Source organism: Nibrella saemangeumensis (assembly GCF_039541915.1).
GTDB lineage: Bacteria > Bacteroidota > Bacteroidia > Cytophagales > Spirosomataceae > Nibrella > Nibrella saemangeumensis.
Genome location: NZ_BAABHD010000029.1, coordinates 256977 through 270544 on the forward strand (window position 1 = coordinate 256977; position 13568 = coordinate 270544).

The 13568-nt window shown below is 52.0% G+C and carries 14 protein-coding genes; 3 read left to right on the forward strand and 11 right to left on the reverse strand.

Going from position 1 to position 13568, the window contains the following annotated elements:
* Positions 1 to 35 precede the first annotated feature (35 nt).
* The 3 genes from ABD949_RS14160 to ABD949_RS14170 all read left to right on the forward strand — a co-directional run bounded on the left by ABD949_RS14160 (position 36) and on the right by ABD949_RS14170 (position 3268).
* On the forward strand, positions 36 to 785 hold the full coding sequence (locus ABD949_RS14160; RefSeq protein WP_345244495.1) for a fatty acid desaturase: 750 nt from the start codon (positions 36 to 38) through the stop codon (positions 783 to 785).
* Between the two features lie 208 nt (positions 786 to 993).
* The gene (locus ABD949_RS14165; RefSeq protein ID WP_345244496.1) at positions 994 to 2055 is read left to right on the forward strand and encodes a glycoside hydrolase family 18 protein; all 1062 of its coding nucleotides are present in this window, start codon (positions 994 to 996) and stop codon (positions 2053 to 2055) included.
* 112 nt (positions 2056 to 2167) lie between these two features.
* Positions 2168 to 3268, forward strand: a complete 1101-nt coding sequence (locus ABD949_RS14170; protein ID WP_345244497.1) for a glycoside hydrolase family 18 protein — start codon at positions 2168 to 2170, stop codon at positions 3266 to 3268.
* A 43-nt stretch (positions 3269 to 3311) separates the two neighbouring features.
* Here ABD949_RS14170 and ABD949_RS14175 read toward each other — a convergent pair whose 3' ends face one another.
* The 11 genes from ABD949_RS14175 to ABD949_RS14225 form a co-directional block, all read right to left on the reverse strand.
* On the reverse strand, positions 3312 to 4880 hold the full coding sequence (locus tag ABD949_RS14175; RefSeq protein ID WP_345244498.1) for an alpha-isopropylmalate synthase regulatory domain-containing protein: 1569 nt from the start codon (positions 4878 to 4880) through the stop codon (positions 3312 to 3314).
* 118 nt (positions 4881 to 4998) lie between these two features.
* Complete coding sequence (gene leuD / locus ABD949_RS14180; RefSeq protein ID WP_345244499.1) at positions 4999 to 5595, reverse strand: 3-isopropylmalate dehydratase small subunit; 597 nt, start codon at positions 5593 to 5595, stop codon at positions 4999 to 5001.
* An 83-nt stretch (positions 5596 to 5678) separates the two neighbouring features.
* On the reverse strand, positions 5679 to 7079 hold the full coding sequence (gene leuC, locus ABD949_RS14185; RefSeq protein ID WP_345244500.1) for a 3-isopropylmalate dehydratase large subunit: 1401 nt from the start codon (positions 7077 to 7079) through the stop codon (positions 5679 to 5681).
* Positions 7080 to 7274: 195 nt separating this feature from the next.
* The gene (locus tag ABD949_RS14190) at positions 7275 to 8222 is read right to left on the reverse strand and encodes a heme-dependent oxidative N-demethylase family protein (protein WP_345244501.1); all 948 of its coding nucleotides are present in this window, start codon (positions 8220 to 8222) and stop codon (positions 7275 to 7277) included.
* Between the two features lie 33 nt (positions 8223 to 8255).
* A complete protein-coding gene (locus ABD949_RS14195) occupies positions 8256 to 8537 on the reverse strand; it encodes a TIGR03643 family protein (protein ID WP_345244502.1) in 282 nt (93 codons plus the stop codon).
* A gap of 132 nt (positions 8538 to 8669) precedes the next feature.
* Positions 8670 to 9920, reverse strand: coding sequence for a sulfate adenylyltransferase subunit CysN (gene cysN, locus ABD949_RS14200; RefSeq protein WP_345244503.1), 1251 nt, complete (start codon positions 9918 to 9920; stop codon positions 8670 to 8672).
* Between the two features lie 12 nt (positions 9921 to 9932).
* The gene (gene cysD, locus ABD949_RS14205; protein WP_345244504.1) at positions 9933 to 10835 is read right to left on the reverse strand and encodes a sulfate adenylyltransferase subunit CysD; all 903 of its coding nucleotides are present in this window, start codon (positions 10833 to 10835) and stop codon (positions 9933 to 9935) included.
* Positions 10836 to 10915: 80 nt separating this feature from the next.
* Positions 10916 to 11629 (reverse strand): phosphoadenylyl-sulfate reductase, encoded by a 714-nt coding sequence (locus tag ABD949_RS14210; protein WP_345244505.1) that lies wholly within the window; start codon positions 11627 to 11629, stop codon positions 10916 to 10918.
* A gap of 147 nt (positions 11630 to 11776) precedes the next feature.
* On the reverse strand, positions 11777 to 12889 hold the full coding sequence (locus ABD949_RS14215; protein WP_345244506.1) for a Gfo/Idh/MocA family protein: 1113 nt from the start codon (positions 12887 to 12889) through the stop codon (positions 11777 to 11779).
* Position 12890: 1 nt separating this feature from the next.
* Entirely contained in the window at positions 12891 to 13349 is a 459-nt protein-coding gene (locus ABD949_RS14220) for a PIN domain-containing protein (RefSeq protein ID WP_345244507.1), read from the reverse strand.
* Positions 13349 to 13558 carry a UPF0175 family protein gene (locus tag ABD949_RS14225; protein ID WP_345244508.1) on the reverse strand — a complete coding sequence of 70 codons (210 nt, stop codon included), beginning with the start codon at positions 13556 to 13558 and terminating at the stop codon, positions 13349 to 13351. Before ABD949_RS14225 ends, ABD949_RS14220 begins: the two co-directional genes overlap by 1 nt.
* Positions 13559 to 13568: the final 10 nt, after the last annotated feature.

Consider the following 13568-nt stretch of genomic DNA (forward strand, 5'->3'; position numbering starts at 1 on the left):
TGCCGTTTGTCTGATAACGAAATACGTAACCTGATATGTCTTCATCCACCACCATAAAGCCTACCCCCATCGGCCGGAAGGGTCTCTGGATTGCCGCCACCGTACTGGTAAGCTGGTTTGCGATGCTGGCTTTTTTGCTTCACTACCCGGTTAACTTTGCTGACCCGCTGGTTTATCTGTTTGTGCTGGTCCAGATGCACTTGTATACCGGCGTATTTATCACCGCCCACGACGCTATCCATGGTGTAGTGGCACCTAACCATAAGCGACTGAATTACTGGATCGGCTTCCTGTCGGCTACGCTCTTTGCCTTTAACAATTACAATAAGCTGTCGCGCAAGCACCACCTGCACCATAAGCACTCAGCTACCGGCGACGACCCCGATTATCACGACGGCAACCCCAACTTTTTCGCCTGGTACTACAGCTTCCTGAAAGAGTACATTTCAATTGGCCAGATTGTGCTGATGGCCGTTACCTACAACATCCTGAAGCTGTGGTTTCCGATGGAGAACCTGATTGTGTTCTGGATGATCCCGGCGGTACTCAGCACGTTTCAGTTGTTTTACTTCGGCACCTACCTGCCGCACCGGGGCGAGCACCATAACCCACCCCACAACGCTCGCAGTCAGCCGCTGAACCATACGGTTGCGTTCCTGACCTGCTACTTCTTCGGCTATCACCACGAACACCATGCCTATCCGTACCTGCCCTGGTGGCGACTGGCGAAGGCACGGGAGATCAATGAAGGTCTAGAGCAGGGTAGCCCAATGGTGAAAGCCTAATTGATGAAGTGTTGGTGTGTTGACATTTCGTAACAGGTATTTGGTATAGGGTTAAGTTGTGCGTTTGGTCCCAAAATCCGAACTTGCTCCCGTTCACGACCCATATGCTCTTATGCCAGTCCTACCCCACATTTTCTACTGTCCAGCCGGTTTTATTCAATCGAAGACGCGTTGCATCAAACTGTTTGTGGCGCTTCTTTTTTGTTTCGTGCAAGTTTCTTCTGCCTTTTCAGCTGAACCACTCGCCGTAATTGCCTATTACTCGGCCGGACCCGAAAAAGTGGCGGACATTGACGCCCGTAAACTGACGCACATTATTTTCAGCTTCGGCCATCTGAAAGGCAACCGGTTTTCCATCGACAAAGCCAAAGACACTACCACCATCCAAAAGCTGGTTGCGCTGAAACAACAGAACCCCCGGCTCAAGGTCTTGCTGTCGCTGGGCGGCTGGGGCGGTTGTGCGCCCTGCTCCGAAGTCTTTGCGTCGGCCGACAACCGCAAAGCCTTCGCCCGCTCGGTTCGCGAAACGCTGGATTACTTTAAAGCCGACGGCCTTGATCTGGATTGGGAATATCCGGCGATTGAAGGACATCCGGGACATCGGTACGCGCCGGAAGATAAACCCAATTTTACCGAACTGGTGCGGGAACTGCGCCGGCAATTAGGCCGGAACCGAGAAGTAACCTTCGCGGCCGGTGGCTTCCAGAAGTTTCTGGACGAGGCCGTCGACTGGAAAGCCGTGATCCCCCTGGTCGACTACGTGAATCTGATGACCTATGACCTCGTCAATGGATACGCCACGGTAACCGGTCATCATACCCCCTTGTACTCGACCCCGCAGCAGCACGAATCGACTGATAACGCCGTACAGTCGCTGCTGAAGATGGGCGTTCCGGCCAATAAACTGGTAATTGGGGCCGCCTTTTATACCCGTACCTGGGAGGGGGTAGCGGCTGAAAACAATGGCCGGTATCAGAGCGGCAAATTTAAAGGCAGTGTCAATTACCGTAATCTGGAGAAAGAATATAACGCGGAAAATGGCTTTAAGGCTTATTGGGACGATACGGCGCAGGCACCTTACCTCTACAATGCCGAAAAGCAGCTTTACGTCACCTTCGACGACCCACGGTCCATTGAGCTAAAAACGAAGTATGCCATGGAGAAAGGCCTGAAAGGAATTATGTTCTGGGAACTGTCGCTCGACAAGCCGGGCGGGCTGCTGGACACGATAGACCGGGTAAAACGGTCGGCGGTAGCGATTAAAAAGTAATGGAAAGCCTCGTCCCTCTCCCCTTTTTCGATAAGTTTTTTTGATGCTGGCCAGCGTATCGTAGTTGAGTATAGACGAACAGACTGCCGTTTTACTCAACTACCGCAACGCTATGAGGTACCACAGCGCTCTTGTAACTATTGCTGTTCTTATTGGCCTGGTTCTCCCCTACCCGGCTCATCCGGCCGAACCGATAACCGTGATCGGCTATTATGCCGGCTCGCCGGAGAAAGTCGCCACCATTGATGCCGGTAAACTGACCCACGTTATTTACAGTTTTGGCCACCTGAGCGGTAATCGATTTTATATAGGCAAAGGCAAACCGACCCAAACGGTCAGAAACCTGGTTGCCCTAAAGAAGAAATATCCGAAGTTGAAGGTCATGCTTTCACTGGGTGGCTGGGGCGGCTGCGCCACCTGCTCCAAAGTATTTGCCTCTGCCGACAACCGCAAAGCCTTTGCGCGCTCCGTCCGGGAAGTGCTCGACGCTTTCAAAGCTGACGGCATCGACCTGGACTGGGAATATCCGGTAGTTAAAGGATACCCGGGGCATCCGTACGGCCCCGAAGACAAGCCCAATTTTACAGAGTTGATCCGGGAGCTGCGCCGGGAGCTGGGGCCAAACCGGGAATTGAGTTTTGCCGCTGGAGCTTTCCAGAAATACCTCGATGAAGCCGTAGACTGGAAAGCGGTTATGCCCTTGGTAAACCGGGTTAACCTGATGACGTACGACCTGGTGCATGGCAACTCACCCACCACGGGGCACCATACCGGCCTGTATTCAACACCCCTGCAGCATGAATCGACCGACAACGCGGTGCAGACACTGCTACGGCTGGGTATTCCGGCCAATAAACTGGTGATTGGGGCCGCCTTTTACACCCGGATTTGGGAGAATGTACCGGCCGGGTACAATGGCCGCTACCAGCCGGGTAAGTTTAAAAGTAGTACTGCCTACCGAAATGTGCAACGCGATTTTGGTCCTCAAACTGGCTATAAGGCGTTCTGGGACGATACTGCCAAAGCTCCTTACTTCTACCATCCGTCCCGCAAACGATATGTGTCCTACGACAACCCGCGCTCAGTGGAACTAAAAACGCAATATGCCATCCAGAAAGGCTTGAACGGCATTATGTTCTGGGCATTGCTGCACGATAAGCCAAATGGATTGCTGGCGGTAATTGACCGGGTAAAGCGGTCGGGAAGGAAATAACGGTGCTACAAAGACCGGGCTGCCCGGTCTTCGTAGTAGTCTTTTAAACACTAACCTCAGCTGCGACCATAACCGGTTTGCTGGTTTCCGAGCTGATGGCCATCAGGTTCAGCATCTTCTGTGTTGCCTGAATGGCCGAAACCGTCTGGTCAGAATCAAGACCTCGCGTTTTTACTTCTTTGTTATTAATGTTCCAGGTAATGATCGTTTCGCAGAGGGCATCGGTCTTTCCCCCTGGCGGAATCCGGACGGCGTAGTCGGTCAACATAGGCAACATGATCTGTTTGCGGGCGTAGATTCTCTTCAGGGCGTTCATAAAGGCATCGTACTGACCATCGCCCTGCGCGTTTTCCTCGAACACCTCTTCCCCTATTTTCACCTGTAACGTAGCCGACGGCCGCAGCCCTTTGGAATGGGTCAGCACGTAGTTCAGCACCACCACATTTTCTTCAAACGAACTGCTGTCCAGCACATCAGAGATGATATACGGCAAGTCTTCCCGCGTTACCATTTCTTTCCGGTCGCCCAGTTCGATAATGCGCTGCGTTACTTTTTTGAGATCGTCGGGGGAAAGCTTAATACCCAGGTCCTGAAGGTTTTTCTCAATATTAGCCTTACCCGAAGTTTTACCCAGAGCATACCGGCGCTTCCGTCCGAAACGCTCCGGCATCAAGTCATTGAAATATAGGTTGTTTTTGCTATCGCCATCGGCGTGGATACCCGCTGTTTGGGTAAAGACGTTTTCACCCACCACTGGCTTGTTCGCCGGAATCCGGAAGCCCGAGAACGTTTCGACGAGCTTGCTGACAGAATACAGAGACTTCTCCACCACCGATGTCCGCACATCCGGCATAAAGTCGTTCAGCGCGGCAATGGCCGATGCCAGTGGCGCATTGCCGGCCCGCTCACCCATACCATTGACCGTGAGGTGCAATCCCTGCGCCCCCGCCCGAACAGCTTCCATAACATTAGCAATGCTCAGATCGTAATCATTATGGGCGTGGAAATCAAAATGCGTGTTTGGGTAACGCTTAACAATGGAGCTGATGTAGTCGTAAGTCTCGCGGGGTGTCAGTATACCGAGGGTATCCGGAAGCAGGACCCGCTCGATCGGTTGCAGGGTTAGGAAGTCCAGAAACTGGAAGACGTAGTCGCGGGAGTTACGCATGCCGTTGCTCCAGTCTTCCAGGTAAACGTTACATTGAATCCCCTTCGAGCGCGCTAAGGCGATAACCTGTTCGATATCGTCGAAGTGCTCTTCGGGCGTCTTCTTGAGCTGGTGGGTCAGGTGGTTCAGGGAGCCTTTGGTGAGGAGGTTCATCACCCGGGCACCGGCCGCCAGCATCCAGTCGACCGAAGTATGGCCATCCACAAAGGTCAGCACCTCAATTTTATCCAGACACCCGTGCTCTTCGGCCCATTCGGTGATTTTCTTCACCGCCTGAAACTCGCCGTCCGATACTCTCGCCGAGGCAACCTCCAGCCGGTCTACCCGAACCTCCCGGAGCAGCAACTGCGCAATGGTCAGCTTTTCGGCAGAAGAGAAGGACACCCCGGAGGTTTGCTCACCATCCCGGAGTGTGGTGTCCATAATTTCAATGTAGCGTCTCATTTGAAATTGAGTGAATGAGTGATTGAGTGAATGAGTGGGGCACACAGCCTAAAAAGTGGATAAAAGACCTATAATTTTTAAATGGTGAATCCACTCAATCACTCATTCACTCATTTCATTAGTAAGGTCTGGCCGCTTCGAATTCGCTGATTTCGTCTTTCATGGCCTGGAGGAAGTCAATATCATCAAAGCCATTCATCAGGTTATGTTTCTTGTAGCCGTTCAGGACAAAAGACTCCTGTTCGCCGGTAGCCAGGATGGTAATCGTCTGCTCCGGCAGATTTACCTCCAGCTCCGTCTTTGGGTCAGCCTCTATGGCCCGAAAGATTTTGTCCAGAAACTCGGGCGTAACCGTTACCGGCAGAATACCGACGTTGATGGCGTTGTTCTTGAAAATATCGGCAAAAAAACTCGATACTACACAGCGGAAACCATAATCATAGATCGCCCAGGCTGCGTGTTCCCGGCTCGACCCGCTCCCGAAGTTTTTACCACCCACCAGGATTTGACCGCTGTATATGGGATTGTTCAGTATAAAATCCTGTTTCGGCGTACCGTCGGTATTATAACGCCAGTCGCGAAACAGGTTATCGCCAAAGCCTTTTCGCTCGGTGGCTTTCAGGAATCGTGCCGGTATAATCTGATCCGTATCAACATTTTCAATCGGCATCGGCACGGCCGTACTTCTTACTATGGTAAATTTATCGTAAGCCATTTTTTATATATTTCAGGTTCCAGGTTTCAGGTTCCAGGTTAGTGTATCAGTTTGCCAACTTAGAACCTGAAACTTGAAACAGATTATAACAATTCTCTTGGGTCGGTGACAACACCGGTGACGGCTGCGGCTGCGGCTACCAGGGGGCTGGCCAGCAGCGTACGGGCACCGGGACCCTGGCGCCCTTCAAAGTTGCGGTTTGAGGTACTGACAGCGTATTTGCCAGCCGGAATCTTGTCGTCGTTCATGGCCAGACAGGCAGAGCAGCCCGGTTGACGCAGCTCAAAACCGGCTTCATTCAGAATATCCAGAATACCTTCTTCCTTAATCTGGCTTTCGACAATATGCGAACCCGGCACCAGCCAGGCCGTTACGTTATCAGCTTTCTTACGACCTTTTACGATGGAGGCAAAGGCGCGGAAATCTTCAATCCGGCCGTTGGTGCAGCTACCCAGGAATACGTAATCGATGGGTTTGCCCAGGATGGAATCGTTTTCGGAAAAGCCCATGTAGTTGAGGGCTTTGGCATACGAAGCGGCTCCGTCCAGCACCTGATCGGCGGTCGGGATCTGGCGGCTGATGCCAGTCCCCAGACCGGGGTTGGTGCCGTAGGTAATCTGGGGCTCAATGTCGGCCGCGTCGTAGGTGTATTCCAGATCGAAAGTGGCACCTTCGTCCGTTTTAAGCGTCTCCCAGTAAGCCAGAGCTTTGTCCCAGGCCTCTCCTTTGGGGGCCATTTCGCGCCCGTTGAGGTAGTCAAACGTTTTTTCGTCGGGCGCAATCATACCGCCACGGGCCCCCATTTCGATGCTCATGTTGCAGACGGTCATGCGGCCCTCCATGCTCATGTTCTCGAACACCTCACCGGCATACTCCACGAAATACCCCGTCGCACCACTGGCCGATATTTTGGATATAATGTAAAGCACCACATCTTTCGGCACTACCCCACGCTGTAGTTTACCGTTAATGGTAATCCGCATTTTCTTCGGCTTAGACTGCATGATGCACTGCGACGACAGCACCATCTCCACCTCCGACGTACCGATACCGAAGGCAATGGCACCGAACGCACCGTGGGTGGACGTGTGCGAGTCACCACACACTATAGACATGCCCGGCAGGGTGATCCCGTTTTCGGGGCCAATTACGTGCACAATACCATTTTTCTGATGTCCCAATCCCCAGTGCGAAATGCCGTGTTTGGCAGTGTTTCGCTCCAGCGCGGCAAGCTGATTCGCCGACAGTGGGTCTTCCACCGGTAAGTGCTGATTTATGGTCGGGGTGTTATGGTCGGCGGTAGCGAAGGTGCGCTCCGGAAACATCACCTGCAGACCCCGGGTTTCCAGCCCCAGAAATGCAACCGGGCTGGTTACTTCATGAATAAAATGACGGTCGATGAATACGACATCCGGACCGTCATTGATTTTGCGAACCACGTGGGCATCCCAAACTTTGTCAAATAAAGTGGAGGATTGAGACATAAAAACTCTTGTTAATAACGACAACTGGAAAATTTTACAAAAATCATACAAAAAAGCCGTAAAGAATAGAAATATACCCCAATTCTTTCGAGTATAGGGCCATAATTCGTAAAATTTGGCTGATGTATCGGATGAAGTGAAGGAGGGCAGAAAACCCTGGATTACCCTATCGAAAGAGTAGACTGCAAAGTTAACTTAATGAATTGATTTTTCAGCCAGTTCACGCACTGAAAGTTGCAGGTAAGCCAGTAGCGGCTCCAAAAACGGGGTTATTCCTTTATATTCAAGCATAGCCGGCGGGGTTGTACTCACTACCTGCCCTATACGCAGCGCCCGTTCAGGGTCGGCGGCTTCGTTGTCCAGGCGGTTCTGATAGGTGTGAATACCGAACAAAATCGCACCCGATTGCGGCAATCGGGTCAGCGTTTGCCGCTCAATACGGACGAATAGGTGCTGCCCGATGTTGGTTGGCGTAAGGTTCGGGAGCAGTTCGGCCAGTTGTTGGTTCAGGTCAGCCGTATGGCGGCTGGTCAGGTCTAACTGGTCGGTTAGTTTAAGGCTCCAGTTCAATCGCCACACCGGCCGACCGGCGGGCAGACGTTCCATGAATTTCTGGGCGGCCTGCATCATGGGTTTTACAATAGAGCTGACCGGCCCGTGCAAATTCCAGAACGACAGGCTCAGCTTCTCGTCCAGGCTCCAGCCATTGCCGAAGCACAGTTGGCCGGCTACCAGGTGGGGTTCATCACCGGCCAGCAGCAGCAAATCTTCCTGCACCTGTCGCCCAGCCCAGTCAAGCGGCTCAAGGGGTAACGAAGCAGCATCACCGAACGTAAAAACTACTTCTTCGTTCAGCAGGCGGTTCTGCCAGTGCCAGTGGTGGCCGGGCCTGGTCAGGCAAAAATGCTCAGGGTTGTGCTGCACCAGACTTTCGAGTACCATTGCCAGTACTTCCCATTGAGCGGTCTGATAGCCGGGCAGCGACTGATAGTAGTATTGAGGAAACTCCGTAAGAAGCCGGCGTTTTAACTGCACTTCATGGCCGTAATGCTCATCGGCTTCTATCAACGGGTCAGTCGGAAGTAGCAACATCGTGCCCATTTTATCGTTGAATTGCTGCTGAAAGGGAAAATACCGGAGCATGCCGTAAAGGTACCGAAGGATAATGAGGTATACCTATCCTCGTTTAGCTATTTTGTTCAGGCTGATGGCGCTTTGTCGGGAACACTTAAACCGAAGCATATCAGCCTGTGCCTTATAGCCGTGTTTAACGCCTACCCCCGACGATACCCGTTTGCGCCACCGTTTAAAACCGGAGTTGGTCAGCTCTTTACGCATAAGTTTCTCCACCTCACCCTGCGACAGGCCAAACTGGGATTTAATGGCGTCAAACGGTGTTCTGTCTTCCCAGGCCATTTCAATAATTCTATCTTTCTCGATGTCGCTAAAGGCTCTCAAGGCTGTATCGTTTGTCAATATAGGCAGTACAGCGAGTTTAACGGCTTTGTTTGGTAAACAGTAAGGCGTGTTACAAAAAAACAGCGTTATACCGCCAAAAACGATATAACGCTGCCGGAATAATCGTTAAAATCAGGCTTCGCCCTGGAGCATTAACGCCCCAACCGTTACGTTGGAGGTTTCGTCGATCAGAATGGCCCCACCGTTGACGCGGTTGTAGTGATACGGGTCGAAACTAACCGGCTGAGCCGTCTTAAGGACCACGCGGGCAATATCGTTCAGCTTCAGGCTTTCAACACCCTGCGTTTCTTCGTAGGTGTTGACGTTGAGCTGGTAGACAATATCCCGAACCACGCAGCGGGTACGGAACGTGCCGTGCTGCAGCGTGTACTTGCTGCCAATTTTCAGTTCTTTAGTGTCCATCCAGCATAGCAGGGCGTCAACGTTCTGCGACACTACCGGCTGGCTGTCGGAGCGGACAATCAGGTTACCCCGGCTGATATCGACATCATCGGCCAAGTGTAACACGACGGACATCGGCGCAAAGGCTTCTTCCAGCTCATTCTCGTATACCTCAATGGCCTGCACCGTAGAGGTTTCACCAGACGGCAGCACCGTTACGGCATCGCCTTTGCGGAAGATGCCACTGGTAATTTTACCGGCATACCCCCGGTAGTCGTGTAGTTCCGTTGTCTGCGGACGAATCACGTACTGAACCGGGAAACGAGCGTCGGTCAGGTTTATGTCATGGTCCAGCTCCACCGTTTCCAGGTAATCCAGCAGGGCCGGTCCTTCGTACCACGGCATCCTGGCTGACTTGTCAACCACATTATCACCATTCAGCGCACTCATTGGAATAAACGTTACCTGCTGAACGTTCAGGTTACGAGCCAACTCGCTGTATTGGATGCAGATGTTGGAGAAAACGTCCTGCGAGTAATCGACCAGGTCCATTTTGTTGATAGCCACCACCAGGTGCGGGATGCCCAGCATGGAGGCAATCAGCGAGTGCCGGCGGGTTTGTTCCACCACGCCATTACGAGCATCGACCAGCACAATCGCCAGTTGGCAATTGGAGGCTCCGGTCACCATGTTGCGGGTGTACTGAATATGGCCTGGTGCATCAACGATGATAAACTTACGCTTCGGCGTCTGGAAATACCGGTAGGCAACGTCGATGGTAATGCCCTGCTCTCGCTCGGAGCGTAAACCGTCGGTCAGCAGCGCCAGGTCGACTTCACCATCGTTGCGGCTTTTGCTAGCCCGCTCGATAGCTTCCAGCTGGTCGGCCAGAATAGATTTGGAATCGTACAAAAGGCGGCCGATCAACGTGCTTTTGCCGTCGTCCACCGAGCCGCAGGTTATAAATCTGAGTAGGTCCATTTTCATTATAACTTAAAAATACCCGCCCTTTTTCCGATCTTCCATAGCGGCTTCCGACATCTGGTCGTCAATGCGGGTTTCTCCGCGTTCGCTGATGCGGGTTGCCTGAATTTCGGTAATAACGGATTCCAGCGTGTCGGCTTCTGATTCAACCGCAGCGGTGCAGGAAATATCGCCGACGGTCCGGAAGCGAACCTTGCGGGTGACAATCTGGTCGCCTTCTTCGCGCTGGATTACGTTACCAGCCGTTGCCAGGAAGCGGCCGTCGCGCAGGATCAATTCGCGTTCGTGAGCAAAGTAGATGCCGGGCAGGGCAATGTTCTCCCGGCGGATATAGTTCCAGACGTCGAGCTCGGTCCAGTTCGAGATGGGGAATACCCGTACGTTCTCGCCTTTATGAATCTTGCCGTTATAGATGTTCCAGAGTTCCGGCCGCTGGCGCTTGGGGTCCCAGGAGCCAAACTCATCGCGAACCGAGAACACCCGCTCTTTGGCGCGGGCTTTCTCCTCATCCCGGCGAGCACCGCCGATACAGGCATCGAACTCAAACTCTTCGATGGTATCGAGCAGCGTAAAGGTTTGCAGGGCGTTGCGGCTGGCATTGCGGCCAGTCGGTTCCTTCAGCTTTTTCTCGCGAATGGTATCGGCAACGTAGCGCACAATCAGCTTTTCACCAATACTCTCGGCCAGCCAATCCCGGAAGTCAAGGGCTTCCTGGAAATTATGGCCGGTATCAATATGCACCAGCGGGAACGGAAATTTACCCGGCCGGAAAGCTTTCAGGGCCAGGTGAACCAGGGTAATGGAATCTTTTCCGCCCGAGAACAACAAGGCTGGGCGCTCAAACTGACCAGCTACCTCCCGCATAATGTGGATGGCTTCTGATTCAAGCTGGTCGAGGTAATCTAGTTTCATGGTGATTGAGTGAATGAGCAATTGAGTGATTGAGTGAATGGGCCTCTATCGCTCAATCACTCAATCATTCAATCACTCAATTATTTTACATGTAATCCACATTCTTTCTTCGAGTTGTCTTCCCACCACCAGCGGCCGGCACGGAAGTCTTCGCCTTCGCGAATAGCCCGCGTGCAGGAGGCACAGCCGATGCTGACAAAGCCGCGATCGTGCAACGGGTTGTACGGTACGTGATTTACGTTCACGTATTCTTTTACCTGCTCAAAGGACCAGTCCATCAGGGGATGGAATTTGAACAGATTATGGCTACCATCCCATTCCAGTTGAGTCATACCCTGACGGTTGTTGGACTGCTCAGCCCGGATGCCCGTAATCCAGATTTTGTTGCCGGCCAGTGCCCGGTTCAGCGGCTCCACCTTGCGGATGCCGCAGCACTCTTTCCGGTTTTCGACAGACTCATAAAAACTGAACGGTCCCTTTTCAGTGACCATGCTCTCCACCGCTTCCTGCTTCGGAAAGTAGGTCTCAATCCTGATGCCGTAGTGGTTATTTGTTTTCTGCCAAACGGAGTAGGTCTCACCAAACAGTCGGCCGGTATCCAACGTAAAGATGCGGATGGGTATGTTGTTTTTCGCAATCAGGTCGGTAAGGACCTGGTCTTCATAACCCAGGCTGGTCGAGAAAACTACCTGACCCGGAAATAACTCAGCCAGTGTACGAAGGCTCTCTACTTCATTTTTGCCGGCCAGCAACTCCGATAAGGATTCGAGCGTGTATGCGGGTTCTGCTATCATCTTTGTACAACGGTTTTGTAAACCGTTTTTTACAACGGACCTGGTCGCCGGTGCGATTGCAATCCGTTTTTAGATTACTGTGTACGGTTGTATGCTATGTCTGGAACGGTTTACAATCGCACCGGCGACCCGGACCGTTGTACTTTTTTACTTGAGCGCAATGGGCTTCTTTTCTTTAGCCGACTGCCGGGCTGCGTCAAGAATCTCCATCACAATCATGTTCACTTTCAGGGAAGACAACTCGTCTTCTTTTTTAGTTTCGTTACGCACTACACTCGCCAGATACGCAAACGGATCAGCGGCCGGTGCATCCGTCTTGGCGGCTTCCAGCGGCTGTTCGGCCTTGTCATCCTTCAACCGCACCCGCATGCGTGTACCATCGACGGTAAAGACGTAGCCGGTCTGGCCGTAAACCTCCATGTCCTTCCGACTGAACGGCCAGTTCCAGGAACCCTGGATAATTGCCTGTGCTTTCGGATAGGTCAGAATGATAACCGACTCATCGTCGACCTTCGGGTAAATGTCCGGCTTGATTTGCTGCGTGATAGCGGTGACCGTCAGCGGACGCTCGCCCTTCATCAGCCAGGTGGCCAGGTTGGCACCGTAGCAGCCGAAGTCGAACAGGGCACCGGCCCCGTTCTCGACTGGGTCGGTCAGCCACTCCAGAAACTCGGGGTTTACGTTAATTTCTTTAGGTCCCTGGTGACCATCATGCACTACCATTTTGCGAATATCACCAATGGCTTTGTCGCCGTGAATCATGGCGTAGGCCTTGTGGTTGCTGCCGTACCAGGTAGTCTCGTAGTTGGTCAGCAGGTGGATGTTGTGCTTCTTCGCCAGAGCTTCCATCTGCCGGGCATGATTCAGGCTGACGGCCAGCGGCTTTTCGACCATGACGTGGATGCCCCGGGGAGCGCAGACCTGCACCGTTTTCAGGTGGTCAACAATTTTACCAAAGTCGGTGACCGCTTCCGGTTTGGTCTTATCCAGCATCTCTTCGATGGTCGGATACACCAGACTCATCGGCAGATTGTGCCGCTTCAGAAAACGCTCGGCCAAATCCCGGTTCGGCTCGGCAATGCCAACAATTTCAATATCACCCTGCTTCGCCCGACCCAGAATCCAATGTACATGCGAGTGGACCAGTCCGACTACCCCGACGCGAACCGGCTTCTTTACTGGTTGGGCAATAGCGAATTGTCCTTTAGCCAAAGAAAGGAAGAGAGTCAATACACCGACATAAGAGAAGATACTATTCATATCATTCACCTGCTTTCTTTAATACGACTGCTTCTATAGCTGCTGAAAACCTAAAATCTGTTTGCGTTCGTAGTTCAGTTAGTACATCTTTGACCGATTCAATTACACCAGCCTCTTTGGCCTTCAGAATGACGCCTAACGTACCGATTATATCTAACTTTAACTGCTTCGCAACAGCTTTACCCTTATGCTCATCGATAACCAGTAAACTGTCCTGGGTTTCGGCTGCTAGTGCAATCGCTTCTGATTCTCCAGCGTCTAATCGGCCCGTTAAATACAGGAAAGTTTCTGTTTCAACCGGCTGGGCAACCACTATCCAGTTTGGCAATGGCAATTTATATTCGGCTGCAATGGTGCGGGTGATGGTTATGCTACCGAATAAATTTTGTAATAAGTCTAAACGGTTAATCTTTCGCAAAACAATTAAGCAACTTGTATCAGCTATGACTACCTTCTGCATTACAAATTACTAATATCCTCTTCTGACTCACCAAAAATGCTAACTCCATACTTACCCACTGTCTCCAGGAACTCGACTTTACTGACACCAACCATTTCTGCTGCCTGACCTGATGAAAGAATTCCTTTTTCAAACAGCATACCCGCTAGTTGAAACAGCAAGTCTTTCTCATTAACAGAATCCGGTATGTTAATCGTCAGCGTTTTCATGGTATTACCG

What these genes read in the sequence shown, in the direction of transcription:
- ABD949_RS14160 (WP_345244495.1), top strand. Translation starts at nt 36, where the DNA reads ATGTCTTCATCCACCACCATAAAGCCTACCCCCATCGGCCGGAAGGGT.
- ABD949_RS14170 (WP_345244497.1), top strand. Translation starts at nt 2,168, where the DNA reads ATGAGGTACCACAGCGCTCTTGTAACTATTGCTGTTCTTATTGGCCTG.
- ABD949_RS14175 (WP_345244498.1), bottom strand. Translation starts at nt 4,880, where the DNA reads ATGAGACGCTACATTGAAATTATGGACACCACACTCCGGGATGGTGAG.
- leuD (WP_345244499.1), bottom strand. Translation starts at nt 5,595, where the DNA reads ATGGCTTACGATAAATTTACCATAGTAAGAAGTACGGCCGTGCCGATG.
- leuC (WP_345244500.1), bottom strand. Translation starts at nt 7,079, where the DNA reads ATGTCTCAATCCTCCACTTTATTTGACAAAGTTTGGGATGCCCACGTG.
- ABD949_RS14190 (WP_345244501.1), bottom strand. Translation starts at nt 8,222, where the DNA reads ATGCTCCGGTATTTTCCCTTTCAGCAGCAATTCAACGATAAAATGGGC.
- cysN (WP_345244503.1), bottom strand. Translation starts at nt 9,920, where the DNA reads ATGGACCTACTCAGATTTATAACCTGCGGCTCGGTGGACGACGGCAAA.
- cysD (WP_345244504.1), bottom strand. Translation starts at nt 10,835, where the DNA reads ATGAAACTAGATTACCTCGACCAGCTTGAATCAGAAGCCATCCACATT.
- ABD949_RS14210 (WP_345244505.1), bottom strand. Translation starts at nt 11,629, where the DNA reads ATGATAGCAGAACCCGCATACACGCTCGAATCCTTATCGGAGTTGCTG.
- ABD949_RS14215 (WP_345244506.1), bottom strand. Translation starts at nt 12,889, where the DNA reads ATGAATAGTATCTTCTCTTATGTCGGTGTATTGACTCTCTTCCTTTCT.
- ABD949_RS14220 (WP_345244507.1), bottom strand. Translation starts at nt 13,349, where the DNA reads ATGCAGAAGGTAGTCATAGCTGATACAAGTTGCTTAATTGTTTTGCGA.
- ABD949_RS14225 (WP_345244508.1), bottom strand. Translation starts at nt 13,558, where the DNA reads ATGAAAACGCTGACGATTAACATACCGGATTCTGTTAATGAGAAAGAC.